This is a genomic window from Pseudonocardia sp. Ae150A_Ps1 (assembly GCF_001932315.1).
GTDB lineage: Bacteria > Actinomycetota > Actinomycetes > Mycobacteriales > Pseudonocardiaceae > Pseudonocardia.
Window position 1 is genome coordinate 930148 of the sequence record NZ_MCIJ01000001.1, and the last position, 26597, is coordinate 956744.

Genomic DNA, 26597 nt, shown 5'->3' on the forward strand with positions numbered 1-26597 from the left:
CCGGCCTCGGGCGGGGTCAGCGGGCGAGCACGACCTGGGTGCGCTCCGGGACGCGGTAGGCGTCGACGATGCGGTTCAGCTCGGCCTGGTAGTACAGCGTCTGCAGCCCGAACACGAAGCAGAGGAGCAGCCCGACGACCGGGTTGCAGGTCACGGCCAGACCGGCGGACCGCTGCGCGTCGGCGATGCGTCGACCGGTGTTGTAGAAGGAGATCAGCGGAGCGATCACCGTCCACCCCAGAAGGAGGAGGACGAGCATCGGGCCGGCGACCGGGACCTGACGGCGGGGGTCGAACTCGGCCATCTCCCGGTGGATCTTGTAATACCAGACCAGGCTGTAGATCCCGAGGGTGATCAGCGGAAGTCCGAGCCAGGCGGCCACGGGGTGCCGACGCTTCATGGCGAGACCGGTCGCAGCGCGCTGGGGGGCGGCGAGCTCGCCGGGACGCCACGGCTCGATTCCCGTGCCGGGGTGTCCTCCGGCCACCGGTGCGGCCGTCCCGCCGTACGACCCTGCACCGGTTCGCTGTCCCGCCTGGTACCGCCGGTCCGGCTGGTACCGCGGGTCCGGCTGGTGCCGCGGGTCCATGGGCGGGCGCACCCCGGACGGGGGAAGGTGCGGGTCGGACGGGTACTGCGGCCGGGTCATCGACGCTTCCGATCTGCAGGGAGCGTGGTGTCGGCGACCGCGCTCGTCACTGCAGGTTCGAGGGTTGCGGCGGTGTCGTTAACCGGGCGGCCAGGGTGCCGGCCGCATCTCATCAGAAGTGACGAATCGGGCTCTGCACACGGCCAGGGCCGACCCGCGACGTCGTCGCGGACCGGCCCCGTGCGGTGTGGCGGGTCAGCTCGTGCTGGCCGCCCGCTTCGGCAGCACCCAGTCCGGGCGCGGGAAGTGGCAGGTGTAGCCGTAGGGGTACTTCTGCAGGTAGTCCTGGTGCTCCGGCTCGGCCTCCCAGAAGTCACCGGCCGCGACCACGTCGGTGGTCGCGGGCCCCGGCCACAGCTTCGAGGCGTCCACGTCGGCGATCGTGTCGAGCGCGACCGCCTTCTGCTCCTCGGTCGTGTAGTAGATCGCGGAGCGGTAGCTGCGCCCGACGTCGTTGCCCTGCCGGTCCTTCGTCGACGGGTCGTGGATCTGGAAGAAGAACTCCAGGATCTCCCGGTAGCCGATCCGCTCGGGGTCGAACACGATCTCGACGGCCTCGGCGTGGTCGCCGTGGTCGCGGTAGGTCGCGTTCGGGGTGTTCGGGTCGCCGGAGTACCCGACCCTGGTGGAGACGATGCCCGGGCGCACACGGAGGAGTTCCTGCACGCCCCAGAAGCAGCCGCCGGCGAGGATCCCGGTCTCGGTCATCGATCTGACCTCCCTGTGTCGGTTCCGCCCGGTCCAACGACGACCGCGTCCCCGATGTTCCGCGGGGACCGCGGCCCTCAGAGCAGCCGGGTGACCTTGTTCAGCCCGTCGTAGCGCACCGGCGAGATCTTCACCCGCGCCCCGGAGTACGGCGCCTCGATCATCTTGCCGTCGCCCAGGTACATCGCGATGTGGTGGGTCCGGCCGTTCTCCGCCCAGGAGAGCATGTCGCCGCGCTGCATGTCCGAGATCGACACCTGCTCGCCGGCGTCCGCCTGGTTCCCGCTGTAGCGCGGCAGGTCGATGCCGGCGCCGGCGAACGCGTAGAGCATCAGCCCCGAGCAGTCGAAGCCGACCTTGTTGTAGTCGCCGTAGGAGTCGGCGACGCCGCCGTCGCGGATGCCGGTGGTCGGGCCGCGGGAGTTGCCACCGCCCCAGGCGTAGATCGTGCCGATCTGCGCCATCGCGCGGTCGATCACCATCTCGACCGCGGACGACCCGGTGCGGCGCGGTGCCGGCCCGGAGTCCGACGGCGCCTCCTCCCGCGCGACCCGGCTGCGGGCCTCCTGCCGGGCACGCCGGTCGGCCTCGGCCTGCAGCCGCGCCTGCTCGGCCTGCCAGGCGTCGAACCGCTGCCGCTGGGCACGCAGCCCGGCGTCGGCGTTCTCGGCCGCGTCCAGACGTGCCTGGACGCCTGCCCGCTCGGCCCGCACGCCGTCGAGGCGGCCCTGCTGCTCGTCGGCGGACGCGGCGGCGGAGGCCAGCGCGTCGTCGGCGGCGGCCGACGCCTCCTCGGCGGCGGCGCGCCGCCGGTCGGCCTCCTCCTGCGCGGCCCGCGCGAGCGAGTCCGCGTTGGCCTGGGCGATCCGGGCCTGCTGCAGCTGTTCCAGCACGGCGGCCTGGTCCTCGCTGAGCGCGTCGGTCAGCCGCGCGCGGTCCACGAGGTCCTGCGGGTCGGTCGCCCGGGACAGCAGTCCGAGCGGGCCGAGGTCGAGACCGTGGGTGTAGACGTCGCCGACGAACGAGTCGAGCCGGGTCCGGGCGTCGTCGACCGCGCGACCCGCCTCCTCGGTGGCCCGGCGGGCGTCGAGCGCGCGGGCCGCGGCCGACTCGGCCTCCCGGCCCGCGGTGTCCGCGGTGTCGCGGGCCTCGAGCGCCTCCTCGTTGCGGGCGGCGACCTGGATCTGCAGCTGTTCGAGCTGCCCGTCGAGCTCGGCGAGCCGGGCGGTGAGCCTGCCGACCTCCGCGGTCCGCTCCTGCACGCCCTGCCGGCTCTGCTCCAGCTCGTCGTCGCCCGGGTTGGGCGGCGGGGGCGGCGGCTGTGCCGGCGCTCCGGGAACGGTCGTCGCCGCGGTGGTGACGACACCCGCCGCACCGACCGACGGCGTCGCGAGGAGCACGGCGCCGAGCAGCGCCAGCACGCCGACGGCCGTCGGCACACGCTTGCGCGTCACGCGTCGTCCTCCCCTCGGAGCGGGTACGGGCCGCGCTCGGGGTGCGAGGGCCCGTTGATCGCGACGAAGGGTGCCACTCCTGCCCCGCCGACCACGTGCGACACACCGGGCGCAGCGCTCCCGTCCGCCGCTCGGGCGACGCGACGGGCACCACACCCGCCTCGCGCGGCTTATAGGACAGGCGTACTATTTGGGTCACCAGGGTCCGCGCTGCCGCGTCAGAGGCGGTGCGCGAGACTCCGACACGACGCCGGTGAGCAGCCCGGTCGCGAACGGCCTGCCGCTCACCGAAACCGGACGCAGCACGCCCACCACCACGGGAGGGACCACCAAGTGGCCAGCACCGACAGCTTCGGCGCCAGAGGACAGCTCGACGTCGGGGGCACCGGTTACGAGATCTTCCGGCTCTCCGCGGTGGAGGGCTCGCAGCGCCTGCCGTTCAGCCTGAAGGTCCTGCTCGAGAACCTGCTCCGCACCGAGGACGGGGCCAACGTCACGGCGGACCACATCAACGCCCTGGCGAACTGGGACCCGCAGGCCGAGCCGGACACCGAGATCCAGTTCACCCCCGCCCGCGTGATCATGCAGGACTTCACCGGTGTCCCCTGCGTGGTCGACCTCGCGACCATGCGCGAGGCCGTGACCGAGATGGGCGGCGACCCCGCCAAGGTCAACCCGCTCGCGCCGGCCGAGCTGGTCATCGACCACTCGGTGATGATCGACTTCTTCGGCACCGCCGACGCGTTCGAGAAGAACATCGAGTTCGAGTACGGCCGCAACAAGGAGCGCTACCAGTTCCTGCGCTGGGGCCAGAGCGCCTTCGACGAGTTCAAGGTCGTCCCGCCCGGCACCGGCATCGTGCACCAGGTCAACATCGAGAACCTGGCCCGCGTGGTCATGCCCCGCAACGGGCAGGCGTACCCCGACACCCTGGTCGGGACCGACTCGCACACCACGATGGTCAACGGCATCGGTGTGCTGGGCTGGGGCGTCGGCGGCATCGAGGCCGAGGCCGCCATGCTCGGCCAGCCCGTCTCGATGCTCATCCCGAAGGTGCTCGGCTTCAAGCTGACCGGTGAGATCCCGACCGGCGTGACCGCCACCGACGTGGTCCTGACGATCACCGAGATGCTCCGCCGCGAGGGTGTCGTCGGCAAGTTCGTCGAGTTCTACGGTGCGGGCGTCGGCGCGGTGCCACTGGCCAACCGCGCGACCATCGGCAACATGAGCCCGGAGTTCGGCTCCACCGCCGCGATCTTCCCGATCGACGACGAGACCGTCCGCTACCTGAAGCTGACCGGCCGCTCCGCCGAGCAGATCGCGCTCGTCGAGGCCTACGCCAAGGAGCAGGGGCTCTGGCACGACCCGGTGCACGAGCCGGTCTACTCGCAGACCCTGGAGCTGGACCTGTCGACGGTGAAGCCGTCGATCGCCGGCCCGAAGCGCCCGCAGGACCGCATCGAGCTGTCCGAGGCGAAGCCCGCGTTCCGCAAGTCGGTCCACGACTACACCGACGACGAGGCCGCCGAGGGCACCCTCAGTGGGGTCGACGAGTCGGGCGACGAGTCGTTCCCCGCCAGCGACGCCCCGGCGCTGAGCTTCGCCGACGACGACGCCGCGCCGGTCGTGCACTCCGCCGCGAACGGTGGCGAGGGCCGCCCGTCCAAGCCGGTCACAGTGAGGTCCTCCTCGCGCGGCGAGTTCGTGCTCGACCACGGCGCGGTCGTGATCGCCTCGATCACCTCCTGCACCAACACCTCGAACCCGAGCGTCATGCTCGGCGCCGCGCTGCTGGCCAAGAACGCGGTCGACAAGGGCCTGACCACCAAGCCGTGGGTCAAGACCTCGATGGCCCCGGGCTCGCAGGTCGTGACCGACTACTACGAGAAGGCCGGCCTCTGGCCCTACCTCGACAAGCTCGGCTACAACCTGGTCGGCTACGGCTGCACCACCTGCATCGGCAACTCCGGCCCGCTGCCGGAGGAGATCTCGCAGGCGGTCAACGACAACGACCTCACCGTCGTGTCGGTGCTGTCGGGCAACCGGAACTTCGAGGGCCGGATCAACCCGGACGTCAAGATGAACTACCTGGCGTCCCCGCCGCTGGTCATCGCCTACGCGCTGGCCGGGACGATGGACTTCGACTTCGAGGCCCAGCCCCTCGGGCAGGGCTCGGACGGCACGGACGTCTTCCTGCGCGACATCTGGCCGTCGAGCGAGGACATCACCTCGGTCGTCGACTCCGCGATCGACTCGGACATGTTCACCAAGAACTACTCCGACGTCTTCCGCGGCGACGAGCGCTGGCGCGCGCTGCCCACCCCGGAGGGGCAGACCTTCGAGTGGGACCAGCAGTCCACCTACGTCCGGAAGCCCCCGTACTTCGAGGGCATGGCCTCCGAGCCGTCGCCGGTCTCCGACATCGCCGGTGCCCGGGTGCTCGCCCTGCTCGGCGACTCGGTCACCACCGACCATATCTCGCCGGCCGGCGCGATCAAGCCGGGCACCCCGGCCGCGCAGTACCTCGACGAGAACGGCATCGAGAAGAAGGACTACAACTCCTTCGGCTCGCGGCGCGGCAACCACGAGGTGATGATCCGCGGCACGTTCGCGAACATCCGGCTGCGCAACCTGCTCCTGGACGACGTCTCCGGTGGCTACACGCGGGACTTCACCCAGGACGGCGCGCCGCAGGCGTTCATCTACGATGCCGCGCAGAACTACGCCGCCCAGGACACCCCGCTGGTCGTGCTCGGCGGCAAGGAGTACGGCTCCGGGTCGTCGCGCGACTGGGCGGCCAAGGGCACCGCGCTCCTGGGCGTCAAGGCCGTGATCGTCGAGTCCTTCGAGCGGATCCACCGGTCGAACCTGATCGGCATGGGTGTCATCCCGCTGCAGTTCCCGGAGGGCGAGTCGGCCCGGAGCCTCGGGCTGGACGGCACCGAGACCTTCGACGTCGCGGGCATCACCGAGCTGAACGACGGGAAGACCCCGAAGTCGGTGCACGTGACCGCCACGAAGACGTCGGGCGAGACCGTCGAGTTCGACGCCAAGGTCCGCATCGACACCCCCGGTGAGGCGGACTACTACCGCAACGGCGGCATCCTGCAGTACGTCCTCCGGGGCATGCTGAAGAGCTGACGCGCACACCACCACACGCGGAGCCCGTCATCCCGTCCCGGGGTGGCGGGCTCCGTCGCGTCGGGCGGGTCAGCCCGGGGCACCGAGCTCGCGGGAGATCCGCCGGGCCGCGTCGACGGCGGCGCGGCCGTGGTCGTCGAACACGTCGGCGGTCATCCGGACGGTCGGGCCGGACACCGACAGCGAGCCGACCGGACGGCCGTCGGTCCCGACGATCGCCGCCCCCACCGCCGCGATGCCGTCGGAGAGCCCTTCCGGGTTCACCGACCACCCGCGCTCACGGACACCGGCCAGCCGGTCCCGCAGCGTGTCCGGGTCGGTGACCGTGAACCGGGTGGAGGGCGGCAGCGGCCCGTGCAGGTAGACGTCGATCTCGGCGTCGGGGCACGCGGCGAGGTACGCCTGCCCGGTCGCCGAGGCGTGCAGCGGGATCCGGTGGCCCAGCGGCAGGAACGCACGCAGCCGGTGCGCGGTGTCGAGCCGCTCGATGAGGACGAGGTCCCGGCCGTCCGGTGCCGCCAGGTGGATCGTCTCCCCCGTGACGAGCTGCAGCTCGTGCAGCACGGGCAGCGCGCGGTCGCGCAGGCCGCCGGCGTCGCGGGCCTGGTTCCCGACGGCGAACGCGCGGTAGGTCAGCCGCCAGCGCGACACGTCGTCGGTGGTGCACCAGCCGACCTCGGCCAGCGTCAGCAGCGTCCGCTGCACCGTGGACTTCGGCAGCCCGACGGCCCGGGCGAGATCGGACAGGCCGATCGGCTGCCGCTGGCCGACGGCCTCGATCACCCGCACCGCCGAGACCACGCTGTTCGTCGCCGCCACTGCTTGACCCCTCACGGACGAGTGATTACGGTCCCGTCGTCGGTCCATTCAGCGAACCACTGTGCCACCTGATAGACCGATACGACAAGGACGCATACCAACGGGGGTAGGCACGTGGCGGTACAGATCATCGCGCTGGCGGTGTTCGCGGCGGTGTTCGTGATCGCCGAGGTTCGGCGCTCGCACATCGGCATCGTGATGTTCGCGGCCGCCGCCGGGATGGGCCTGCTCGTCGCCGGCCTGGCCCTCGACGACATCGTCTCGGGGTTCCCGGTCGACATCCTGATCCTGCTGGTCGGCGTCACGTTCTTCTTCGGGATCGCCAAGGCCAACGGCACGATCGGCCGTCTCGTGGACCGGGCACTGGTCGTGGTGGGCGACCGCAGCGGCGCGCTGCCGCTGACGTTCTTCGTGCTCACCGGCGTCGTCTCGGCGATGGGCTCGCCGCTGGGCGGTCTGGTCATGGCCCCGATCGGCATGTCGGTCGCGCACCGCCGCGGGATCGACCCGATGCTGATGGCGCTCGCGATCGGCACCGGGCTCTCCACGGGCGGTTTCGCGCCGACGTCGCTGTTCGGCATCGTCACCTGGGGCACCGCGAACACGGCAGGGATCCCGCTGAACCCGCTGGCCCTGTTCGCGGTCGCGATCGTCGCGAACCTGGTGCTGCTGGCCGTGTCGTACCTGATGTTCGGCTCCCGCAGCCGGTCCCGGACTGCCGTCACCACCGGTGGGGGCGCCGGTCCGGAGCTCGGGGACGACGAGCCGCCGGTCGCTCGCGAGCCGTTCCGGGCGATCCACCTGATCACGGTGACGGCGATGCTGGGCCTGGTCGCGGCCGTCGTCGTGCTCGCGGTGCTCGGCAACGAGCCCGACGTCGGTGTCCTCGCCTTCGCCTTCGGCGCGGCCCTCACCCTCATCGACCCCGACCACGGTCGCGGCGCGCTGAAGGAGATCGACTGGTCGACCGTGCTGCTCGTCGGCGGGATCATCACCTACGTCGGCGTGCTGCAGGAGATCGGCGCGGTCGACCTGCTCGGCGACCTCGCTGCGCAGCTCACCGTGCCGCTGCTCGCCGCGTTCGTGATCTGCGCGGTCTGCGGGCTGGTGTCGGCGTTCGCGTCGACGACCGGCATCCTCGCCGCGCTCGTCCCGCTCGCGATCCCGCTGGTCCAGCAGGGTGGGCTCCCGGGCTGGGCCCTGATCTGCGCGCTCGGCGTCTGCTCGTCCATCGTGGACGTGTCGCCGTTCTCCACGGTGGGTGCGACGCTGGTCGCGACCACCGTCGACCCCGACGAGCGGCCGCGGATGACCGCGCTGCTGACCCGCTGGGGCCTGTCCATGGTCGTGATCGGCCCGCTCGCGCTGGTCGGTGCGCTCGTGCTGCCCGCGATGGCCGTCTAACCGTCACGTCAGGAGTTCGCAGTTGTTCCTCACCTCGCTCACCTCGGGTCACGACCTCGACCGTGCCGTCGTCGTCGGCGACGAGGCGGTGTCCCGCGCGGAGCTGGTCGACCGCGCCGGCCGGTTCGCCGCGGGCATCCCCGGTGACGGCCCGGTCGCGGTGCACGCGACGGCGTCGCTCGACACCGTCGTCGCGGTCACGGGCTGCATCCTGGCCGGCGTCCCCGTGGTGCCGGTCCCCCCGGACTCCGGGCCGGCCGAGCGCGGCCACGTGCTGCGCGACTCCGGTGCGACGGCGTGGGCCGGGGACCGCCCCGACGGCGTCGACCTGCCCGCGGTCGTCCCGGGCGGCGCCGCGGTCTCCCTCCGCGAGATCGACCCCGAGCACACGGCGATGCTGCTCTACACCTCGGGGACCACCGGCGCCCCGAAGGGCGCGCAGCTCTCCGGCCGGGCCATCGCGTCCGGCCTGGACGGCCTGTTCGACGTCTGGGACTGGACCCCGGACGACACGGTCGTGCACGGCCTCCCCCTGTTCCACGTGCACGGCCTGATCCTCGGCGTGCTCGGGGCGCTGCGCCGCGGCTCGCGGGTGGTGCACACGGTGAAGCCGCAGCCGGCCCGCTACGCCGCGGCCGGCGGGACGATGTACTTCGGCGTCCCGACGGTCTGGAACCGGATCGTGGAGGACCCGGAGTCGGCGCGGGCGCTCGGCCGGGCCCGGCTGCTGGTCTCGGGCAGCGCGCCGCTGCCGGCGACGCTGTTCGAGCGGATCGCCGGTCTGACCGGGCAGGCGCCGGTCGAGCGGTACGGCATGACCGAGACCATGATCACCCTGAGCGCACGGGCGTCCGGCGAGCGGCGCGCGGGCTGGGTCGGCATGCCGGTCCCCGGCGCGGAGACCCGGCTGCTGCCCGCGGCCGACGGCGAGACCGGCGAGGTCCCCGACGACGGCGAGACGGTCGGGCGGCTCGAGGTCCGTGGCCCGATGCTGTTCGGCGGCTACCTCAACCGCCCCGACGCGAACGACGAGTGCTGGGCGGGCGACGGCTGGTTCCGCACCGGCGACCTCGCCGTACGCGAGCCGGGCGGGTTCCACCGCATCGTCGGCCGCGAGTCCACCGACCTGATCAAGTCCGGCGGGTACCGGATCGGGTCCGGCGAGATCGAGGCCGTGCTGATGGACCACCCCGGGGTCGCCGAGGTCGCCGTCGTCGGGGCCCCGGACCCGGACCTGGGCCAGCGGATAGTCGCCTTCGTCGTCGGTGAGGGCACGGCGGAGGCGCTCATCGACCACGTCGCGTCGCAGCTGTCCTGGCACAAGCGGCCGCGCGAGGTCGTGTTCGTCGACGCGCTGCCCCGCAACCCGATGGGCAAGGTGCAGAAGAAGCTGCTCGGTCAGTAGCTCCGCGGGAGTCCGAGGACCTGGGTCCCGATGTGGGCGAGCACCAGCTCCTCGGACACCGGGATGTTCCGCGCGATGCGGGCGTCCCGGAACAACCGTTCCACCGGGTACTCCTTGGAGTAGGCCATCCCGCCGAACGTCTGGAACGCCCGCTCGGCCGCCTCCCAGCCGACCTGGGCGCCGGTCAGCTTCGCGATGCTGGTCTCCGCGTGGCAGGGCTGTCCCTGGTCGTAGAGCCACGCGGCCTTGTAGGTCATCAGCCTGCCCAGCTCGGTCTTCGCCTTGATCTGGGCCAGCGGGAACTGCACGGCCTGGTTGGCGCCGATCGGGCGGCCGAACACCTCGCGGTCGCGGGCGTAGCGGACGGCGACGTCGAGCGCGGCGTCGGCGGACCCGACCCCGCCCGCGGCGGCGAGGATCCGCTCCGGGTTGAGCACGTCCCACAGCACCGCGAAACCGGCGTCGACCTCGCCGATCACGTGGCTCTCCGGGACGCGGACGCCGTCGAGGAAGACCTGGCTGGAGGTCACGACGTTCGAGCCCATCTTCGGGATCGGCGTGTACCGCAACGTCCCGGCGGCGACGGCCTCCTTCACGTCGACCAGCAGCAGGGTGAACCCGCTGGTCCGGGGACGGGCGTCGGCGGCGGGGGTGGTGCGGGTGATCGCGACCATCCAGTCGGCGTTCTCCAGGCCGGAGATCCAGATCTTCTGGCCGTCGATCACGAAGTCGGAGCCGTCGCGGACCGCCCGGGTGCGGATGCTCAGCGCGTCGGGCTCGGTCAGCGCCATGCAGAAGTGCAGCTCGCCGGACGCCAGGCCGGGCAGCAGCCGGGCCTTCTGCTCGGCGGTGCCGTGCCGGGCGAGGGTGGTCGCGCCGAAGCCCGGGGTGAGGATGTAGAGGAAGGTGCCCGCGGTGCCGCCGGACGCCGCGAGGGTCTCGCAGGCGACGGCGAGCTCCAGCATCCCCTGGCCGCCGCCGCCGTACTCCTCCGGGACGGTCAGCCCGAGCCAGCCGCCCGCGGCGAGCTCCTCCCACACCTCCCACGGGAACCGGTGCTCGTCCTCCAGCCGGGACCAGTAGGCGTGGTCGTGCCGGGCGCCGATCGCGCGGACGCCCTCCTGCACGGCGAGGGCGGTCTCGGGCAGCGCGAAGTCCATCGGGCGTCCTCTCGGGATCGGTCTCAGACGAGCGGCCGGCCGAGCCGGCGGCGCACGCGCATGTCGGTCAGGCAGGCGTTGTAGGGCAGCCGGCGCACGGCGGGCGGGAGCCGGAACAGCATCGCGCCGGTCCGCCGCATCCGCTGCTCGAACGCGCGCCGGTCGTCGTCGGACCAGGGCAGGCCGAGCATGCTCCGGAACGGCTCGTGCAGGAAGCCGGTGGTGTACCAGCGGTGGCGCGCGGCGCCGATCCGGCCGGCCGGGCCGAGGTACTCGCGGTCGAGCAGGCGACCGAAGTACGCACGCATCCGGTCGTCGATCGCGACGTCGGCGAGCCCGGCCGCCCAGTACTCGTCGAACGCGTCGCGGTCGGCCGGCCACTGCTCGGGCCGGACCTGCAGTGTCGTGCCGAGGGCGGCGCACTCGCGGTAGACGTCGTCGGGCAGCCGCATGCCGGGCTCCCCCACCAGCAGCCCCCAGGTGTCCTCGAACGCCCGGTACAGGCAGGCCGCAACCCAGAGCTGCAGGTCCCGGTCGGTGGCCCGGTAGGCCACCGGGCTCTCCGCGGTGGAGACGACCCGGGCGTGCGAGCGGCCGACGGCCCGGCGGTAGGCGCGCCTGTCGTCGTCGGTGCCGAGCAGCGCGACGCCGAGATACGTGTTCGTCGTCCGGAACCGGTGGACCGGGTGCTCGAACAGGTTGCCGCTGGTCACCCGGCTCTCCCGGACGCCGTGGCCGACCGGCGGCAGGGACAGCTCCATGATCACGTTGGCGGTCGCCGAGAGCAGGACAGGCCCGAGCACGAGATCGCGGGCCGTCCGCGGCATCCGGGCGGGTGCGACGACCGTCATCGGGACCTCCTGCAGCGGTGCGGGATCTGAGAACGACCGTACTCAGATTGCCGGGCGGTCGGCAAGCGGGCACCATCGGCACGGTGAGCGACCTGCGGACCTACGGCGGCGTGGACGGCGACCGGCGCCGCGCGGACCGGCGGGCGCAGCTGGTCGGTGCCGGGCTGGAGCTGCTCGGCACGCCCGGCGGCGACCTGACCGTGCGCGCCGCCTGCCGCGGGGCCGGGCTCGCGACCCGCTACTTCTACGAGAGCTTCACCGACCGGGACGCACTCGCCGCCGCGGTCTACGACGCCGTCGTCGACGAGGTGGCCCGCGCCGCGGCCGGGGCCGTCGACGGCGCCCCGGGCCCGCACGAGGCACGGGTGCGGGCCGGGGTCGAGGCGATCGTCGGGGTGGTGGTGGACGACCCCCGCAAGGGACGCGTGCTGTTCGGCCCCGCCCAGGCGGCCCGGCACGCCGAGACCGCGAGGCTGTTCGTGCGGCTGTTCGTCGAGCGCCGGCCGGACCCCGACGACCTGCTCGGGGCGTTCGCGGTGGGCGGGCTCGCCCGGGTGCTCGGCTCGTGGACCGCCGGTGACCTCCCCGTGGACCGTGCGCATCTCGTCGACCGGTGCACGGCGCTGCTGGTGGCGGTGCAGCGCGGCTGACTCACGCTCGCACGCGCGGCCGGCGCGCTGCTAGCGTCGGCGGTGCGCCCCCGATGGGCCCAGCCGGAAGGAGTCCCCGCACCCGCCGACGCCATGCGTCGTCGGCGTTCCCGCACGGGCCCGTGGGCGCAGCTCTCCTTCCACGTGTCTCCGCGCGCGGTCCCGCACCGACCCGGAGGAGATCCATGACCTGCACGTTCAACCACACCATCGTCGCCGCACGGGACCGCTCGGTCTCGGCAGCGTTCTTCCGCCACGTGTTCGAGGCGGCCGAGGCCCCGTCCTGGGGGCCCTTCACCAACCTGCTGCTCGACGGCGGAGTGCTGATCCAGTTCGCCGACCTGCCCGAGGACCGGTTCCCGGAGGTCCAGCCGCAGCACTACGCGTTCCTCGTCGACGACGAGCTGTTCGACCGGGCCTACGGCCGGCTCGTCGCCGACGGCGTCGAGCACTGGGCCGATCCGCAGCAGACGCTGCCCGGGGAGATCAATCACGGGCACGGCGGCCGCGGGGTGTACTTCCGGGACCCGGCCGGTCATCACCTGGAGATGATCACGCAGCCCTATCTGTAGGACGGCGCGCGCCCGGGCGGCCAGACTGTCGTCGTGATCGACGACGACGCGACCGTCGCCCGGGCCCGCCGCTGGCTCGACGCAGCACGGGTACACCCCGGCCGGGCTCCGTCCTGGATGGATCCGCTGCTCGCCGGGCTCGGCACCGCGCAGCCCGGCGACATCAGCCGCAACGACCATCCGGCCGACCACGTCGGGCCCCGGCAGTCGGCGGTGCTCGTCCTGCTGGCCCTCGGCGACGACGGGCCGGAGGTCGTGCTGGAACGCCGGGCCCGCCGGTTGCGTCACCACTCCGGGGAGATGTCGTTCCCGGGCGGGCGCCGCGACGAGGGCGACGCCGACCCGGTCGCGACCGCGGTCCGCGAGGCCGTCGAGGAGACGGGCCTGCGTCCGTCCGGGGTGGACGCGGTCGCGCTGTTCCCCCGGCTCGTCCTGCTCACCGGCTTCCACGTGACCGCGGTGCTCGCGCACGGGCACACCCCCGGGCCGCTGGCCGCCGTCGACCCCCGGGAGACCGAAGCGGTGCTGCGGGTGCCGCTGGCCTCGCTCGCCGACCCGGCGCACCGGTTCGCGCTGCGCGCCGGTGGCGGGCGGTGGCGGGGCCCGGGCTTCCGGGTCGGCGACGACGTCGTGTGGGGCTACACCGGCGAGGTGCTCGACGCCGTGCTCCGGTTCGGCGGGTGGCACCGTCCCTGGACGCCCGGCCCGGAACAGGTCTGGGAGGAGCTCGCCCGCCGCCCCGACTGACTCCCGCCGAGATGCAGCTCAGCGTCGCCGGAAAGACCGGCGGAGAGCGCTGAGCCGCATCTCGGCGGGGACGGTCCGGGTGCGGACGAGTCGGGTCAGGGGTGCGGGTGTCCCGGATCGACCCACGGCACGTGCTCGGGATCGGCGACGCCGTCGATGTCGAGGTTCACCACGACCGGCTCCTGCCCGGAGCGGGTCAGCACGCACTCCAGGGGCTCGTCGTCGAGCGCGTTGATCTCCTGGTGCGGGACGTACGGCGGCACGAAGATGAACCCGCCCGGCCCGGCCTCCGCGGTGAACTCCAGGTTCTCGCCCCACTTCATCCGGGCCCGCCCGCGGACCACGTAGATCACGCTCTCCAGCTCGCCGTGGTGGTGCGCACCGGTGCGGGCACCGGGGTGGATCGTGACCGTCCCGGCCCACAGCTTCTCCGACCCGACCCGACCCGACGCGGTCGTGGGTGACCGCCGCGGCCCGGTTCATCCCCGGCGTCTGCGGGGTGTTCGTGTCGAGCGCGTCCCCGGGGATCACGCGGACGCCGTCGTCGCGCCAGTCGGTGGTCATGCGGCCACCGTAACCGTCAGGACGGACGGGTGGCCCGGAAGCGGAACGACCGCCCGCCCAGCTCGGTGCCGGGTTCCGCCAGCCCGGCCGCGGCCAGCCGGGCGGGCAGCCCGTCCGGGTCGACGACGGTCATCGTGTCGCCGACGTGGATCAGCCGGAACCGCAGGCTGAGCCGCGAGTCGATGCCCGCGAACGTCCCGCCGGGGCGCAGCACCCGGGTGGCCTCGGCGAAGAGCCGGTCCTGCTCGGCGGGCGTCGGTACGTGGTGCAGCATCGTGAAGCAGACGACGGCGTCGAAGCTCCCGTCCGGGAACGGCAGGGCCGCACCGTCGCCGTGCCGGACGTCGACGCCCAGCTCCCGCCCCAGCCCGTCGCGCAGGTCGGCGGCCATCACCGGGTCCACCTCGAGCGCGGTGAGCGCACCGCTGCGCGGGGCCAGCCACCGGGTGGTGACGCCGTAGCCGGGCCCGATCTCCAGCACCTCACCGGCGAGGTCGACACCCCGGGTCGCCCACGGCAGCGTCGTGCCGTGCATCCGGTCCGCCCACGAGTCGGAGCGGCAGATCCGCTGATGGAGAACGTTCATCGCCATGCAGGCGACGCTAGGGCGCCCGCCCGGCGGCCGGGAGTCGCTAGGCTACCGGATCGTGTCGCGTTCCGGCCTCCCGGCGCACGTGCCGGACGTCCCGGGCGCCGCCGTCCTGGTCTCCCGGATCCCGCTGGACCGCGGGCACGTGTTCGGTGAGCACGCGCACCCCGCGCACCAGCTCGCCTGGGCCGGGCGGGGTGTGCTGCGGGTGACCCTCGGTGCGACCGGCTGGGTGCTCACGCCGGGCCGCGCGCTCTGGATCCCGGCCGGCGCGGCGCACACCACGGCCGCGACCGAGGCGTCCGCGATGCGCGGGGTCTACCTGTGGCCGGACCGCTGCCCCGCCGCCTGGGACGCACCCGCGGTGCTGGCGGTCGACCCGCTGCTCGCCGCGCTCATCGACCACCTCGCCGACCTCGGTCTCGACGACGGCGAGCGGCACCGCGCCGAGATGGTGCTGTTCGACCGCCTCGGCCCGGCCCGCGACGCCGGCGGGCCCGGAACCGCCGTCCGGCTGGTGTGGCCCCGCGACCCGCGCGCCCGCCGGGTCGCCGACGCACTCGCCGCCGATCCCGCCGACCTGCGCGACCTCGCCGCCTGGGGACGGCTCACCGGGGCCGGGGAACGGACCCTGTCGCGGATCTTCCTGGCCGAGACCGGTGTCGGCCCCGGCCGGTGGCGGACCCTGCTGCGGGTCCGGACGGCGCTGGAGCTGCTGGGCTCGGGGCTGCCGGTCGGCACGGTCGCGCGACGGGTCGGCTACGCGACGCCGAGCGCGTTCGTCGCGGCGTTCCGGCGCGCGACCGGCACGACGCCCGCCGGTGTGTTCGGCCGCTCCGGCCGGTAGCCACCGGCCGGACGGTCAGACCAGCGCCGCCGAGACGACGACGGCGACCAGCGCCCCGGCCCCGACCAGCACCCCGAGTGCCGCGCTCCACCACGCCCGCGGCGCGGGGACCGCCTCGCGCCACCGGACCGTCGCGATGCCGAGGCCGGCACCGGCCAGGGCGCACCCCAGCACCCAGAACGGCAGGAGCGCCCAGGCCACGTCCCCCCGTGCCCAGGACAGGACCAGGAAGAACAGCGCCCAGCCCGCGGCGCCGACGAGCTCCGGCCGCCGGAACGGGCCCGTCGCCCACCATCCGCCGCGCGCCGCCACGAGCACCGAGATCCCCGCGTAGACGGGGAACACCGTCGCCAGCAGGATCTGGATCCAGCCGACGAGGCCCGGCCCGTCCGAGTCGTCGCCGAACAGCGCCGGGGCGTCGAGCAGACCGACCGCGATCCGGTCGACGCCGCGGTCGGCGTTGCCGAACACCACCACGGCCCGGTCCGCGGCGGGCTCGACGAGCACCGACGTCCGGATGCCGCCGGAGCCGCCGTTCTTCCAGAGGAACGTGCGGCCGCCCTCCTCGAGGGTCTCCCAGCCGTAGCCGATCCGGCCCAGGTCGGACGGGAAGCGCGGCTGTGCGGCCGCCGAGACCACGGATCCGGGGTCGTCGAGTGCACCGACGTACCGGACGAGGTCGTCGACCGTGGACCAGACCCCGATCCCGGCCGGCGCGTCGCCCGCGCTGATCCAGGGGTGCAGCGGGCGGTCGCGCAGGTCGTGCCCGACCGCGGCGCCGGTCGGCGGCGCGCCGGGGAGGCCCGTGGAGGCCATGCCGAGCGGTCCCGTCACCACCTGCTCGACCAGCTGCGGGTAGGGGGTCCCGGTCCGCTCGGCGAGCACCTGGCCGAGCAGCGCGAAGCCCAGGTTGGAGTAGACGTCCTCGCCGCGGGGGCCGAGTGTCGCGCCGTCGGCGGCGGCGAACACCTCCTCCGGGGTGCGCTCCACCGGTGGCGTGCCGAGGAACCCGTTCGCCATGTTGTGCAGCAGCAGCGGGGCGCCGCCGGCGTCGACCGGCAGCCCCGACCGGTGCGACGCCAGCTCGGCGAGGGTCACGTCGCCGACCGGGCCCCACGGGCGCTGCGGGAGCACGTCACGCACCCGGTCGGTGCCGCGCACGACACCGCCGAGCTCGAGGTCGGCGAGCACCGCGCCGGTCACGGTCTTGGTGACCGACCCGATCTCGAACGGCGTCGAGGCGTCCAGCGGGGTGCCGCGGCCGTCGTCGCCGACCCCGGCCGTGACGGTCGTCCCGTCCCCGGTCACCGCGGCGACCAGGCCGTGGGCGCCGTCGTCGCCCGCGAGTGCCCGCAGGCGCTCGGCGAGCACCGGGTCCCCGGTGGACTCCGGCCCGATCGTGGCGGGGGCGGGCGCGAGCAGGGCACCGAGCGCCCCGCACACCAGGGCACCGGCCAGCGCGGCACCCAGCAGGCGTCGACCGGTCGTGGGCTCGGCGGAGGTCATGCGCCTACGTTATTCCGGAATTACGTCATAGAGCAACTCAGGAGGCGGTGAGCAGGCTCAGCGCGAACCGCCCGTCGGGGTCGGTCCACCGGCGCGTCGGCGCGAACCCGGCCGACGCGACGACCTCGTCGAGCGCCTCGGGACGGAACTTGGCCGAGATCTCGGTGACCAGCTCCTCCCCCTCGGCGAACGCCACGTCGAGATCCAGGGCGGCGATCCGGACCCGCATGTCCCGGCCCGCCCGCAGCCGCATCTCGATCCACGAGTTCTCCGCGTCCCAGAGCGCGACGTGCGAGAACGCCTCGACGTCGAAGTCCGCGCCGAGCTCCCGGTTCAGCACCCGCAGCACGTTGCGGTTGAAGTCGGCGGTGACGCCCTGCGCGTCGTCGTAGGCGGGCACCATGACGCCCGGGTCGGTCGCCAGACCGGTCCCCAGCAGCAGCTGCTCCCCCGGCGCGAGCACGCTGCGGACGTGCGCGAGGAACTCGTGCCGCGGCCCGGGCAGCAGGTTGCCGATCGTGCCGCCGAGGAAGGCGATCATCCGCTTCCCGCCCGGCTCGGCCCCCGGGAGCCGGTCCAGGTCCTTCGTGAAGTCACCGACGACCCCGTGCAGCGCGAGCGCCGGGTAGTCGCGGTGCAGCTCGTCGATCGCGCCGCGCAGGGCGGACTCGCTGACGTCCTGCGGGACGTAGCGGTGCAGTGTCCCGGCCTCGGCGAACGCGTCGAGCAGCAGCCGGGTCTTCGTCGACGATCCCGACCCCAGCTCGACGACGGTGTCCGCGCCCGACGAGCGCGCGATGTCGGCGACGGAGTCGGTGAGCAGGGCCCGCTCGGTGCGGAACGGGTAGTACTCGGGCAGCTCGGTGATCCGCTCGAAGAGCTCGGACCCGCGGGCGTCGTAGAACCACTTCGGCGGGAGCTCCTTGGGCCACGCGGTGAGGCCGCGGGTGACGTCGGCGCGCAGCGCGGCGCCGGCGTCGGCGCCGGTCAGGTGGACGTCCAGCTGGATCGTGCCAGGTGAGGTCACGGTGCTCCTTGGGTTACCGGTCGGGTGTCACCGGGTGCAGCTCGTGGTGACCCGGGCGGGCCACCACCAGGTGCCGGTCGGGCACCTGGGTCCAGTCGGGGAACGCGTGGGTGGGTTCGGAGGCGACGGTCGTCGCGTCCGGGGTGGAACGGACGGCGAGCGCGTGCCGCCAGGCCGTCGCCCAGACCGTCCCGCCGTCCGTGAGCAGCAGGTTCAGCCGGGAGTCCGGGGCGTCACGCTCGACGAGCTCGCAGGTCTCCGCGAGCACCGTGCCGGGATCGTCGCCGGCGGCGAGCCTGCGGCGGACGAGCGCCCACAGCACGGCGGAGTCGGTCGGGGCGTCGAGGGGCATGAGGTCCTCGGCCGGGAGCCCGGACGCGGCCTTCACCAGCGACCCCGGCCACCCCCGGACGACGCCGTTGTGGCTGAACAGCCACCGGCCGTCGGTGAAGGGGGCGGCGGCCGTCTCCACGACGGGCATCCCGACCGTCGCGGACCGGATCGCCGCCAGCACCGCGCCCGACGACGTCGCCCCGGCCAGCGCCGCGAACGACGGGTCGGCCCACAGCGGGCTCGCCGAGCGGACCCGGACGGGCGCGGCGCCGGACGCCGGGTACCAGCCGGCGCCGTAGCCGTCGGCGTTGATCGTGCCGCCGCCCCGCATGTCGGCCGGGGCGTAGGACTGCGCGAGCAGCCCGTGCTCCGGTTCGAGCAGGATCGAGGCCAGCGTGCGCGGCGGACCGAGGTGGGCCAGGTGCCGGCACACCGTCAGCGGGCGGTGTCGACGGCCGGGCGGGCGTCGCGCGCCAGCCGGAACCCGGAGAAGATCTGCCGGCGGATCGGGTGGTCCCAGTTGCGGAACGTGGCCCGCACCGCGGCCGGGTCGGTGCCAAACGATCCCCCGCGCAGGACCTTGTAGTCCTTGCCGAAGAACACCTCGGAGTACTCGGGGTACGGGTACATCCGGTAGCCCGGGTAAGGGTGCCAGCCGGAGTCGCACCACTCCCAGACGTCGCCGAGCAGCTGGTGCACGCCCAGCGCGGAGGCGCCGTCCGGGTAGGCGCCGACCGGCGCGGGCCGCAGGTGCCGCTGCCCGAGGTTGGCGTGCCGCGCGGCCGGCTCGTCGTCGCCCCAGGGGAAGCGCCGAGAGCGGCCGGTCGCCGGGTCGAACCGGGCGGCCTTCTCCCACTCCGCCTCGGTGGGCAGCCTCCTGCCCGCCCACCGGGCGTAGGCCTGGGCCTCGTGGAAGGTCACGTGGACGACGGGCTCGTCGTGCGGGACACGCTCGACGACGCCGAACCGGCGCCGCCACCAGGTGCCGTCGGCGTCGCGGGACCAGAACCGCGGCGCGGTCAGGTCCTCGGCGAGCCGGTGCGCCCAGCCGGTGTCCGTCCAGAGCCGCTGGTCGTCGTAGCCACCGGCATCGACGAACGCGAGGTACTGCCCGTTCGTGACGGGGTAGGCGTCGATGAGGAACGCCGGCACGTCGACGGTGTGCGCAGGACGCTCGTTGTCCAGCGCCCACGGCTCCGCGGAGGTGCCCATCTCGAACGGTCCCGCCGGGACGAGCACCTCGGCGCCCGGGGTCGCCGGTGTCGCCGGGCGGGGCGGGGGCGGCGCGTCGAGCACCGGGGTGCCGTCGCGCAGCTGGTGGGTGGCGAGCATCGTCTCGTCGTGCTGCTGCTCGTGCTGGACGATCATGCCGAAGGCGAAGCCGTCGGTCTCCAGCGGACGGCCGCGCAGCGGGCTGCGGTGCAGCGCGTCGAGCGCCTTGTCCCGGACCTCCCCGACGTACTGCCGGGCCTCGGCCGGGGTGAGCAGCGGCAGCTCCACCCGGGACGAGCGGGTGTGCTGGAAGGCGTCGTACAGGCCGTCGATCTCGGGGCGCAGCGGTTCACGGCCGCCGACGTCGCGGACCAGCCACAGCTCCTCCTGGGAGCCGATGTGGGCGAGGTCCCAGACCAGCAGAGACATCAGCGGGGAGTGCTGGGCCTGCAGCTCGGCGTCGTCGAGTGCGGTGAGGCCGGTGCTGCGGTCGCGGGAGCGGGCGAGCAGCGCGGCCACGCGGTTGCGCATCGCCTCCGGGGACTCGCCGGGCACGGCGGGTCCGGTGGTCGGCTGGACGGTCATCGCACACCCTCCTCGATGCGGTGGCGCTCGGCGGTCTCGCGGGGTCCCGGGACGTCGCCCAGGTGGAGCCCGGCCGGGAACGGGACGGCGGCGGCCGCCGCGGTGCCGTCCTCCAGCGGGAACACGTCGTCGGCGGGGCACCGGCCGCGCAGCACCCGGTGCTCGGTGATCTCCCGCAACCGGGCGAGCAGCGGCCCCGGCGCGGTGGTCAGGGGGTGCCCGCCGGCGGCGAGGACCTCGTGGGCGAGCGGGAACAGCGCGGCCGCGGCAGCGGCCAGTGCCGGGTCGGCGAGCGCGTCGCGGGCCGCGGGCACCCACCCGTCGCGCACCGGCTCGCAGATCTCCCGGACCCGGTCGACGACCCCGTCCGACGACGTCAGCGCGAGCAGCACCGCCGCCGGGACCGCCCAGTCGTCGCCGGGCTGGCCGTCGACGTAGCGGACCTCGAGATGGCCCTGCGGACGGACCGGCGGGAACAGGGTCGAGACGTGGTAGTCGAGATCGGCGAGCGTCGGCGGCCGGGCGAGGATGCCGTCGCGGACCGCGCCGGAGGCCCAGTCGGCGAACGTCACCCCGGACGGCACCGCCCAGGACCCCGTCCCGCGGACGCAGAGCAGCGGGGTGTCGACGACCCGCCGCGCCCAGGCGGCGGCCGGGTCCTCCCCCGCGGCCAGGAGCTCCGGCGGCGCGGTGCGGGACGGGTCCAGGCTGAGCCAGCACGCCTGCCGGGACGACTTCCAGCCGGTCCGGCGGCCGTGCTGCACCGGCGAGTTCGCGAACGCGGCGAGGAGCACCGGGCCCAGCTCGTGCAGCACCGCCCAGCGGTCGGCGACCGTGTCGGCGGGACCGGCGTCGAGGCTGACCTGGACGGCGGAGGTGGAGCACATGCCGCTCCGGCCGTGCGGTCCGACCTGGTCGAACACGCACTCCATCGCGGCGTAGCGCGGGAGGTCGAGGAGACGCTGCGCGGGGCGGACCGGATCCGCGGCGCGCGCGTGCGGGTGCAGCCCGTACCGGGCGAGGAGTTCGTGGAGGTGTGCGGCGTCGGCGGTCACGTCACCGATCAGCGGGGTGAGGCCGTCCGACGGGGCACTGGAGATCTCGATCTGGCCACCGGGCTCGACGGTGACGACTCCCCCGGCGGGCAGCGGCAGCCCGTGCGAGGCGGGATCCAGGGCGGGTGGGGTGTGTGCACCGAGCGCGGTGCGCAGGAGGTCCGGGGCGACGGGGTCGGCCGGACGGTCGGGGTGGTGGAGCATCCACTCGATCTCGACGCCCACCAGGGCGGGGGGCCCGTGCTTGAAGCAGACCGAGGCGACGTAGGCCTCGGCCGCAGCCCGGCTCCGGAGCACACCGTCGCCCCGGCCGGTGCTCTCCTCGTGCGTGGTCACCACGAAAACGCTACCCCTGCCGTGTGACGATCGCAGGTCGTCGGCGGGTCCGGATCGCCACATCCGGGACGCGCCCGTCACGGCCCCCGGCAAGCCGGACAACCGTACGGAATACTGGTGCCATGCCCCGCGTCAGCACGGACCAGCTCGCCGCCCGACGGCGGCAGATCCTGGACGGCGCGCGCACCTGTTTCGCCGACCACGGCTACGAGGGCGCGACCGTCCGCCGGCTGGAGCAGTACACCGGGCTGTCCCGCGGCGCGATCTTCCACTACTTCCGGGACAAGGAGGCGCTGTTCCTCGCGCTCGCCGAGGACGACGCCGGCCGGATGGCCGGTGTCGTCGCCGAGCAGGGCCTGGTGCAGGTGATGCGCGAACTGCTCGACGACCGGTCGGACCGCAGCTGGCTGGGCACCCGGCTGGAGGTGTCCCGGCGGCTGCGCACCGACCCGGAGTTCCGGGCCCGCTGGCAGGAGCACTCCGGTGCGCTCACCGCGGCGACCCGAGCCCGGCTGGAACGCCAGGCCGCGGCCGGCGCGCTGCGCGACGACGTCCCGGTGCCGGTGCTCGCCCAGTACCTGGAGCTGGTGCTGGAGGGCCTGGTGTCGCACCTGGCGATGGGCCTGCCCGCCGACGACCTCGACGCCGTGCTGGACGTCGTGGAGAACGGGGTCCGGGCCGCCGCCCACACCCCCTGATGCGTCGCGGCCTGCGCGGCAGGATGATCGGGCGCATGCCGTTCCCCTTCCACCCGGCCGGTGACGACCCGGTACCGGTGGCCGTCCGCGGGTTCGCCCGGGTGCACGCCGATCTCGTCGAGCTGCGCGAGGACCCGATCCACCTGGTCGCCCGGCACCGCGCGCCCGGCAGGCGGGTCGGCCTCGTCTCCGGCGGCGGCTCCGGGCACGAGCCGCTGCACGCGGGCTTCCTCGGCCGCGGGATGCTCGACGCCGTCGCCCCCGGCCCGGTGTTCACCTCACCGCACAACAAGGCCGTGCTGCACGCCTCCCGCGCCGCCGCGGGCCCCGGGGGCGTGATCCACGTCGTCAAGAACTACACCGGCGACCGGATCAACTTCGGCATCGCCGCCGAGCGGTTGCGCATGGAGGGGATCGACGTCCACCGGGTCCTCGTCGACGACGACCTCGCCACCGACGGCCTCGACACCGCCACCGGGCGGCGCGGCACCGGTGCGACCGTCGTCGTGGAGAAGATCCTCGGTGCGGCCGCCGATGCCGGCGCCGGAGCGGCTGAGCTGGCAGCGCTCGGGTCCGACGTCGCGGCCGCCTCGCGGAGCCTCGCCGTCGCGTCCCGGGCGCAGACCTCCGCCCGGACCGGTGAACCGGCGTTCGCCCTCGACGGCGAGCTCGACTACGGCGTCGGCATCCACGGCGAGCGGGCGCAGCGCTCGATCCCGCGCCCGCCCACCGGGGAGCTCGTCGCCCGGATGCTCGACGAGATCGTGGCCGGGCTGCCCGACGAGGTGGGCGGACCGCCGAGCAGCGACGTCGTCCTCGTCGTCAACGGCATGGGCGGCACCGCGCTGCTCGAGCTGTACGTGCTCGCCGAGCTCGCCGCCACCGAGCTCGCGGAGCGCGGGCTGAACCTCGCCGGGCTCCTGGTGGGCACGTTCGTCCCGGCCCTCGACATGGCCGGGTTCTCGCTGACCCTGACCCGGATGCAGCCCGCGTGGAAGGACCACTGGGCCGCACCCGCCGAGACCGCCGCGTTCCCGCGGCAGCACGAGGAGGTGGCCCGGTGATCGACCAGGACGCCGTGCTGGACCGGTTCGCCCGCGCCGTCGAGGACGGCCACGGGGCGCTCACCGACCTCGACCAGCACTCCGGTGACGGCGACTTCGGCGACAACCTGCGGGCCGGGGTCCGGCACGCGGTGCGGCTCGCCGAACGGGGCCCGCGGCGCGGGTTCTCCGCGCTCGGCGAGGTGTTCCTCGACGAGGTCGGGGGCACGAGCGGCCCGCTGCTCGGGCTGCTGTTCACCGAGATCGCACGGTCCCTGACCTCGTCGCACGCCCCCGGCACCCACGACGTCGCCGCGCTGGCCGCCGGCGCCCGGGCCGGGCTGACCGCGATCCAGCGGGTCGGCGAGGCCGAGGTCGGCGACCGGACTCTGGTCGACGCCCTCGCTCCGGCCGTCACGGCCTTGGGCCGGGACGGGGTCGCCGCGGCCGCCACCGCCGCCCGCGAGGGTGCCGAGGGGACCGCCGACCTCACCGCACGGCACGGCCGGGCGTCGTACGTCGGTGAGCGGGCCAAGGGCGAGCCCGACCCGCCCGCGGTCGGGGTCGCCGTGCTGTTCTGGGCGATCGCGCGCGTCGCCGAACCGGACGCCACGCTCACGCCGCCGCTGCCCGGCCTCGGCTGAGCGCTACGTCCGCGCCTCCTCCGGCGCGAACTGGGTCTGGTGCAGGGTGGCGTACCAGCCGCCGGCGGCCAGCAGCTCGTCGTGCGTGCCGGTCTCCACGACCTGCCCGGCCTCCAGGACGGCGATCCGGTCCGCCGCCCGCACCGTGGACAGCCGGTGCGCGATGACGATCGCCGTCCGCCCGGCGAGCGCCTCGGTCAGTGCTTCCTGGACGGCGACCTCGGACTCGGAGTCCAGGTGCGCGGTCGCCTCGTCGAGGATCACCACCCGCGGCCGGGCGAGCAGCAGCCGGGCGATGGTGAGCCGCTGGCGCTCACCGCCGGAGAGCCGGTAGCCGCGCTCCCCCACGACGGTGGCGAGACCGTCGGGGAGCAGGGCGAGCAGCTCCCCCAGCCGTGCCCGGTGCAGCGCGTCGACCATCTCGTCGTCGGTGGCGTCCGGGGCGGCGTAGCGCAGGTTCCCGGCGATCGTGTCGTGGAACAGGTGCCCGTCCTGGGTGACCATGCCGACCGCGCCGCGCAGGGTGGCGAAGCTCAGGTCGCGGACGTCGACGCCGGCCAGCTCGACGGCGCCGGAGCCGACGTCGTAGAGCCGCGGGACCAGCGAGGCCAGCGTGGACTTGCCGGCGCCGGACGTGCCGACCAGCGCGAGCAGCCCGCCACCGCGGATGTGCAGGTCCACCCCGTGCAGCACCTCGGTGTTGGTCCGCTGGTCGAGCACCGCCACCTCCTCCAGCGAGGCCAGCGAGACGTCCTCGGCGCTCGGGTAGGTGAACCGCACGTCGCGCAGCCGGACGTCGACCGGGCCGGCGGGCAGCGGCGAGGTCCGCGGTCGCTCGGTGATCGCCGGCCGGAGGTCCAGCACCTCGAAGACGCGCTCGAACGCGACGAGCGCGGTCATGACGTCGACGCGGGCGTTCGCCAGCGCCGTCATCGGCGTGTAGAGCCGGGTCAGCAGCAGCCCCAGCGCGACGACGGTCCCGGGCGGGATCGCGCCGGTCACCGCCAGGTAGCCGCCGAGCCCGTAGATCAGGGCCTGGGCGAGCGCGGACACCAGCTGCAGGGCCGTGACGAACAGCCGGGAGACCATGGCCGACCGGACCCCGATCTCGCGGACCCGGGCGACCTGCCCGCGGAAGACCGCCGCCTCCTCGCCGGGGTCGCCGAAGAGCTTCACCAGGGTGGCGCCGGGTGCGGAGAACCGCTCGGTCATCTGGTTGCCCATGGTCGCGTTCAGCTCCGCGGCCTCCCGCCGCAGCTCCGCGAGCCAGATGCCCATCCGGCGGGCGGGGAGCACGAAGATCGGCAGCAACAGCATCGCCAGCACGGTGACCTGCCAGGCGAGCCCGATCATCACGGCGACGGCCAGGACCAGCTGGATGCTGTTGGACAGCACCGTCGACAGCGTGCCGGTGATCGCGGTCTGGGCGCCGATGACGTCGTTGTTCAGCCTGCTGACCAGCGCGCCTGTGCGGGTGCAGGCGAAGAACGCCAGCGGCATCGCCTGCACGTGCGAGAACACCGCGACCCGCAGGTCCTCGATCAGTCCCTCGCCGAGCCGGGAGGAGAACCAGCGGCCGGCGAGCCCGACGACCGCCTCCAGCACCGCCATCCCGGCGATGCCCGCGGCGATCACGATGATCACCCGGGCGGCGTCCGGGAGACGGTTCGCGTCGACGATGGTGTTGACCACCCGGCCGGCCAGCAGCGGCGTGACGACACCGATCACCGCGGTGACGGTGGTCAGCGCCAGGTAGGCCAGCAGCCAGCGCTTGTACGGGCGGACGAAGGCCCAGATGCGGGGCCAGGTGCCCTCGGCGATGGAGCCACGGCGGATGGACGTCGAGTCCGCTCCCCGGACGACTCCGCGCATCAGGGTGAGCGGGCGATCCAACGGTGTGTCCCTTTCGCCGGTGGTGGACGGCGAAGGTCCACGTTACGACGACGCGGGACGCCCGGCGCGGCGACCGGTGCCGGACGGACGACGACGCCGCCCCGGGCCCGTGTCGCGGGCCCGGTCGACGGCGTCGCCGGAGGTCGTTCCTGGGCGCGCGCCGTGCCCGGCGCGCGCCGCCGCGGGTGCTACTTCTTCTTGGTGCGCGTGGCGCCTCCGCGCCCGCGGAGCGTCACTCCGGTCTCGGAGAGAACGCGGTGCACGAATCCGTACGAGCGACCGGTCTGCTCGGCGAGCGAGCGGATGCTGGCGCCCTTCTCGTACTTCTTCTTCAGATCCGCGGCGAGTTTCCCCCGCTGCGTCCCGGTGATCCGGGCGCCCTTCTTCAACTCGGCCATGGGCCCTCCTCATCCCCACCGCGGATGCCCCCGCGGACCGCCGCATCCGGCGCGACGATCAGGCCATGATGATCCAGATGATGATTTCTGGCCAGAACGCGGAAAACGAGATCGGTGAGCGGTTACCCCAAACGGCGCATACCGATCAGTGACCGGTCGAACACGGGTAGATCGATCAGCAGAACCACGTCACCCGATAGAATCTGTAGCGGACAATGGGTAGAACCCGATCATCACAGGAGCGGTCACCATCCATGATCGCGATGCTCCGGTCGGGTGATCACGACGCCGTGCGACGACCGGTGGG

The 26597-nt window shown here is 73.9% G+C and carries 25 protein-coding genes; 10 read left to right on the forward strand and 15 right to left on the reverse strand.

Annotated features, from left to right (window positions below; translation table 11 throughout):
* Positions 1-16: 16 nt before the first annotated feature.
* From Ae150APs1_RS03985 to Ae150APs1_RS31885, 3 genes are all read right to left on the reverse strand, one after another.
* A complete protein-coding gene (locus Ae150APs1_RS03985) occupies positions 17-649 on the reverse strand; it encodes a DUF4234 domain-containing protein (RefSeq protein ID WP_249266206.1) in 633 nt (210 codons plus the stop codon).
* Positions 650-844: 195 nt separating this feature from the next.
* Positions 845-1357, reverse strand: a complete 513-nt coding sequence (msrA, locus tag Ae150APs1_RS03990; protein WP_075295866.1) for a peptide-methionine (S)-S-oxide reductase MsrA — start codon at positions 1355-1357, stop codon at positions 845-847.
* 77 nt (positions 1358-1434) lie between these two features.
* The gene (locus tag Ae150APs1_RS31885) at positions 1435-2811 is read right to left on the reverse strand and encodes an NlpC/P60 family protein (RefSeq protein WP_060575752.1); all 1377 of its coding nucleotides are present in this window, start codon (positions 2809-2811) and stop codon (positions 1435-1437) included.
* Between the two features lie 333 nt (positions 2812-3144).
* Here Ae150APs1_RS31885 and Ae150APs1_RS04000 point away from each other — a divergent pair, with 333 nt between their 5' ends.
* Positions 3145-5952 (forward strand): aconitate hydratase, encoded by a 2808-nt coding sequence (locus Ae150APs1_RS04000; protein WP_075295868.1) that lies wholly within the window; start codon positions 3145-3147, stop codon positions 5950-5952.
* 69 nt (positions 5953-6021) lie between these two features.
* Here the strand turns inward: Ae150APs1_RS04000 and Ae150APs1_RS04005 are convergent, their stop codons facing one another.
* Positions 6022-6771, reverse strand: a complete 750-nt coding sequence (locus Ae150APs1_RS04005) for an IclR family transcriptional regulator (protein WP_083679924.1) — start codon at positions 6769-6771, stop codon at positions 6022-6024.
* Positions 6772-6885: 114 nt separating this feature from the next.
* On the opposite strand from Ae150APs1_RS04005, the gene Ae150APs1_RS04010 reads away from it, so the two are divergent.
* Both Ae150APs1_RS04010 and Ae150APs1_RS04015 read left to right on the forward strand, forming a co-directional pair.
* Entirely contained in the window at positions 6886-8175 is a 1290-nt protein-coding gene (locus Ae150APs1_RS04010; RefSeq protein ID WP_075295872.1) for an SLC13 family permease, read from the forward strand.
* A 22-nt stretch (positions 8176-8197) separates the two neighbouring features.
* Positions 8198-9580 (forward strand): acyl-CoA synthetase, encoded by a 1383-nt coding sequence (locus Ae150APs1_RS04015; protein ID WP_075295874.1) that lies wholly within the window; start codon positions 8198-8200, stop codon positions 9578-9580.
* Here Ae150APs1_RS04015 and Ae150APs1_RS04020 read toward each other — a convergent pair.
* Both Ae150APs1_RS04020 and Ae150APs1_RS04025 read right to left on the reverse strand, forming a co-directional pair.
* Positions 9574-10740 carry an acyl-CoA dehydrogenase family protein gene (locus Ae150APs1_RS04020; RefSeq protein ID WP_075295876.1) on the reverse strand — a complete coding sequence of 389 codons (1167 nt, stop codon included), beginning with the start codon at positions 10738-10740 and terminating at the stop codon, positions 9574-9576. The genes Ae150APs1_RS04015 and Ae150APs1_RS04020 overlap by 7 nt on opposite strands.
* Before the next feature lie 23 nt (positions 10741-10763).
* The gene (locus Ae150APs1_RS04025) at positions 10764-11591 is read right to left on the reverse strand and encodes an oxygenase MpaB family protein (RefSeq protein ID WP_139316798.1); all 828 of its coding nucleotides are present in this window, start codon (positions 11589-11591) and stop codon (positions 10764-10766) included.
* An 83-nt stretch (positions 11592-11674) separates the two neighbouring features.
* On the opposite strand from Ae150APs1_RS04025, the gene Ae150APs1_RS04030 reads away from it, so the two are divergent.
* The 3 genes from Ae150APs1_RS04030 (at position 11675) to Ae150APs1_RS04040 (ending at position 13560) form a co-directional block, all read left to right on the forward strand.
* On the forward strand, positions 11675-12241 hold the full coding sequence (locus tag Ae150APs1_RS04030; RefSeq protein ID WP_075295878.1) for a TetR/AcrR family transcriptional regulator: 567 nt from the start codon (positions 11675-11677) through the stop codon (positions 12239-12241).
* 185 nt (positions 12242-12426) lie between these two features.
* Positions 12427-12813: a VOC family protein gene (locus tag Ae150APs1_RS34525; protein ID WP_060575746.1), complete on the forward strand. Its 387-nt coding sequence runs from the start codon at positions 12427-12429 to the stop codon at positions 12811-12813.
* Positions 12814-12846: 33 nt separating this feature from the next.
* Complete coding sequence (locus Ae150APs1_RS04040; RefSeq protein ID WP_083679925.1) at positions 12847-13560, forward strand: CoA pyrophosphatase; 714 nt, start codon at positions 12847-12849, stop codon at positions 13558-13560.
* A 95-nt stretch (positions 13561-13655) separates the two neighbouring features.
* Here Ae150APs1_RS04040 and Ae150APs1_RS33285 read toward each other — a convergent pair whose 3' ends face one another.
* Together Ae150APs1_RS33285 and Ae150APs1_RS04050 are read right to left on the reverse strand one after the other, a co-directional pair.
* On the reverse strand, positions 13656-13913 hold the full coding sequence (locus Ae150APs1_RS33285) for a hypothetical protein (protein ID WP_249266207.1): 258 nt from the start codon (positions 13911-13913) through the stop codon (positions 13656-13658).
* Positions 13914-14140: 227 nt separating this feature from the next.
* Entirely contained in the window at positions 14141-14716 is a 576-nt protein-coding gene (locus tag Ae150APs1_RS04050; protein WP_010226950.1) for a class I SAM-dependent methyltransferase, read from the reverse strand.
* Positions 14717-14771: 55 nt separating this feature from the next.
* Here Ae150APs1_RS04050 and Ae150APs1_RS04055 point away from each other — a divergent pair, with 55 nt between their 5' ends.
* Complete coding sequence (locus tag Ae150APs1_RS04055) at positions 14772-15560, forward strand: helix-turn-helix transcriptional regulator (protein WP_075295880.1); 789 nt, start codon at positions 14772-14774, stop codon at positions 15558-15560.
* A gap of 15 nt (positions 15561-15575) precedes the next feature.
* On the opposite strand, the gene Ae150APs1_RS04060 is transcribed toward Ae150APs1_RS04055, so the two are convergent.
* Genes Ae150APs1_RS04060 through egtA form a run of 5 tightly spaced genes read right to left on the reverse strand, consistent with a single transcriptional unit; the run spans position 15576 to position 21614 of the window.
* On the reverse strand, positions 15576-17066 hold the full coding sequence (locus Ae150APs1_RS04060) for a serine hydrolase domain-containing protein (RefSeq protein ID WP_075295881.1): 1491 nt from the start codon (positions 17064-17066) through the stop codon (positions 15576-15578).
* A 37-nt stretch (positions 17067-17103) separates the two neighbouring features.
* Positions 17104-18093: an L-histidine N(alpha)-methyltransferase gene (egtD, locus tag Ae150APs1_RS04065; protein ID WP_075295882.1), complete on the reverse strand. Its 990-nt coding sequence runs from the start codon at positions 18091-18093 to the stop codon at positions 17104-17106.
* Between the two features lie 13 nt (positions 18094-18106).
* On the reverse strand, positions 18107-18859 hold the full coding sequence (gene egtC, locus Ae150APs1_RS04070; protein WP_075295883.1) for an ergothioneine biosynthesis protein EgtC: 753 nt from the start codon (positions 18857-18859) through the stop codon (positions 18107-18109).
* Positions 18860-18861: 2 nt separating this feature from the next.
* Positions 18862-20223, reverse strand: coding sequence for an ergothioneine biosynthesis protein EgtB (gene egtB, locus Ae150APs1_RS04075; protein WP_075295884.1), 1362 nt, complete (start codon positions 20221-20223; stop codon positions 18862-18864).
* Positions 20220-21614 carry an ergothioneine biosynthesis glutamate--cysteine ligase EgtA gene (egtA, locus tag Ae150APs1_RS04080; protein WP_249266208.1) on the reverse strand — a complete coding sequence of 465 codons (1395 nt, stop codon included), beginning with the start codon at positions 21612-21614 and terminating at the stop codon, positions 20220-20222. Before egtA ends, egtB begins: the two co-directional genes overlap by 4 nt.
* Positions 21615-21736: 122 nt before the next feature.
* Here egtA and Ae150APs1_RS04085 point away from each other — a divergent pair, with 122 nt between their 5' ends.
* Genes Ae150APs1_RS04085 through Ae150APs1_RS04095 form a run of 3 tightly spaced genes read left to right on the forward strand, consistent with a single transcriptional unit; the run spans position 21737 to position 23999 of the window.
* A complete protein-coding gene (locus Ae150APs1_RS04085) occupies positions 21737-22312 on the forward strand; it encodes a TetR/AcrR family transcriptional regulator (RefSeq protein WP_010240459.1) in 576 nt (191 codons plus the stop codon).
* Positions 22313-22347: 35 nt separating this feature from the next.
* Entirely contained in the window at positions 22348-23376 is a 1029-nt protein-coding gene (locus Ae150APs1_RS04090; protein ID WP_075295888.1) for a dihydroxyacetone kinase subunit DhaK, read from the forward strand.
* Complete coding sequence (locus Ae150APs1_RS04095; RefSeq protein WP_075295890.1) at positions 23373-23999, forward strand: DAK2 domain-containing protein; 627 nt, start codon at positions 23373-23375, stop codon at positions 23997-23999. The genes Ae150APs1_RS04090 and Ae150APs1_RS04095 overlap by 4 nt, the downstream gene beginning before the upstream one ends.
* Positions 24000-24002: 3 nt before the next feature.
* On the opposite strand, the gene Ae150APs1_RS04100 is transcribed toward Ae150APs1_RS04095, so the two are convergent.
* Positions 24003-25871 carry an ABC transporter ATP-binding protein gene (locus tag Ae150APs1_RS04100; protein WP_249266209.1) on the reverse strand — a complete coding sequence of 623 codons (1869 nt, stop codon included), beginning with the start codon at positions 25869-25871 and terminating at the stop codon, positions 24003-24005.
* A gap of 209 nt (positions 25872-26080) precedes the next feature.
* Complete coding sequence (locus tag Ae150APs1_RS04105) at positions 26081-26290, reverse strand: helix-turn-helix domain-containing protein (protein WP_010240451.1); 210 nt, start codon at positions 26288-26290, stop codon at positions 26081-26083.
* Between the last annotated feature and the right edge of the window lie 307 nt (positions 26291-26597).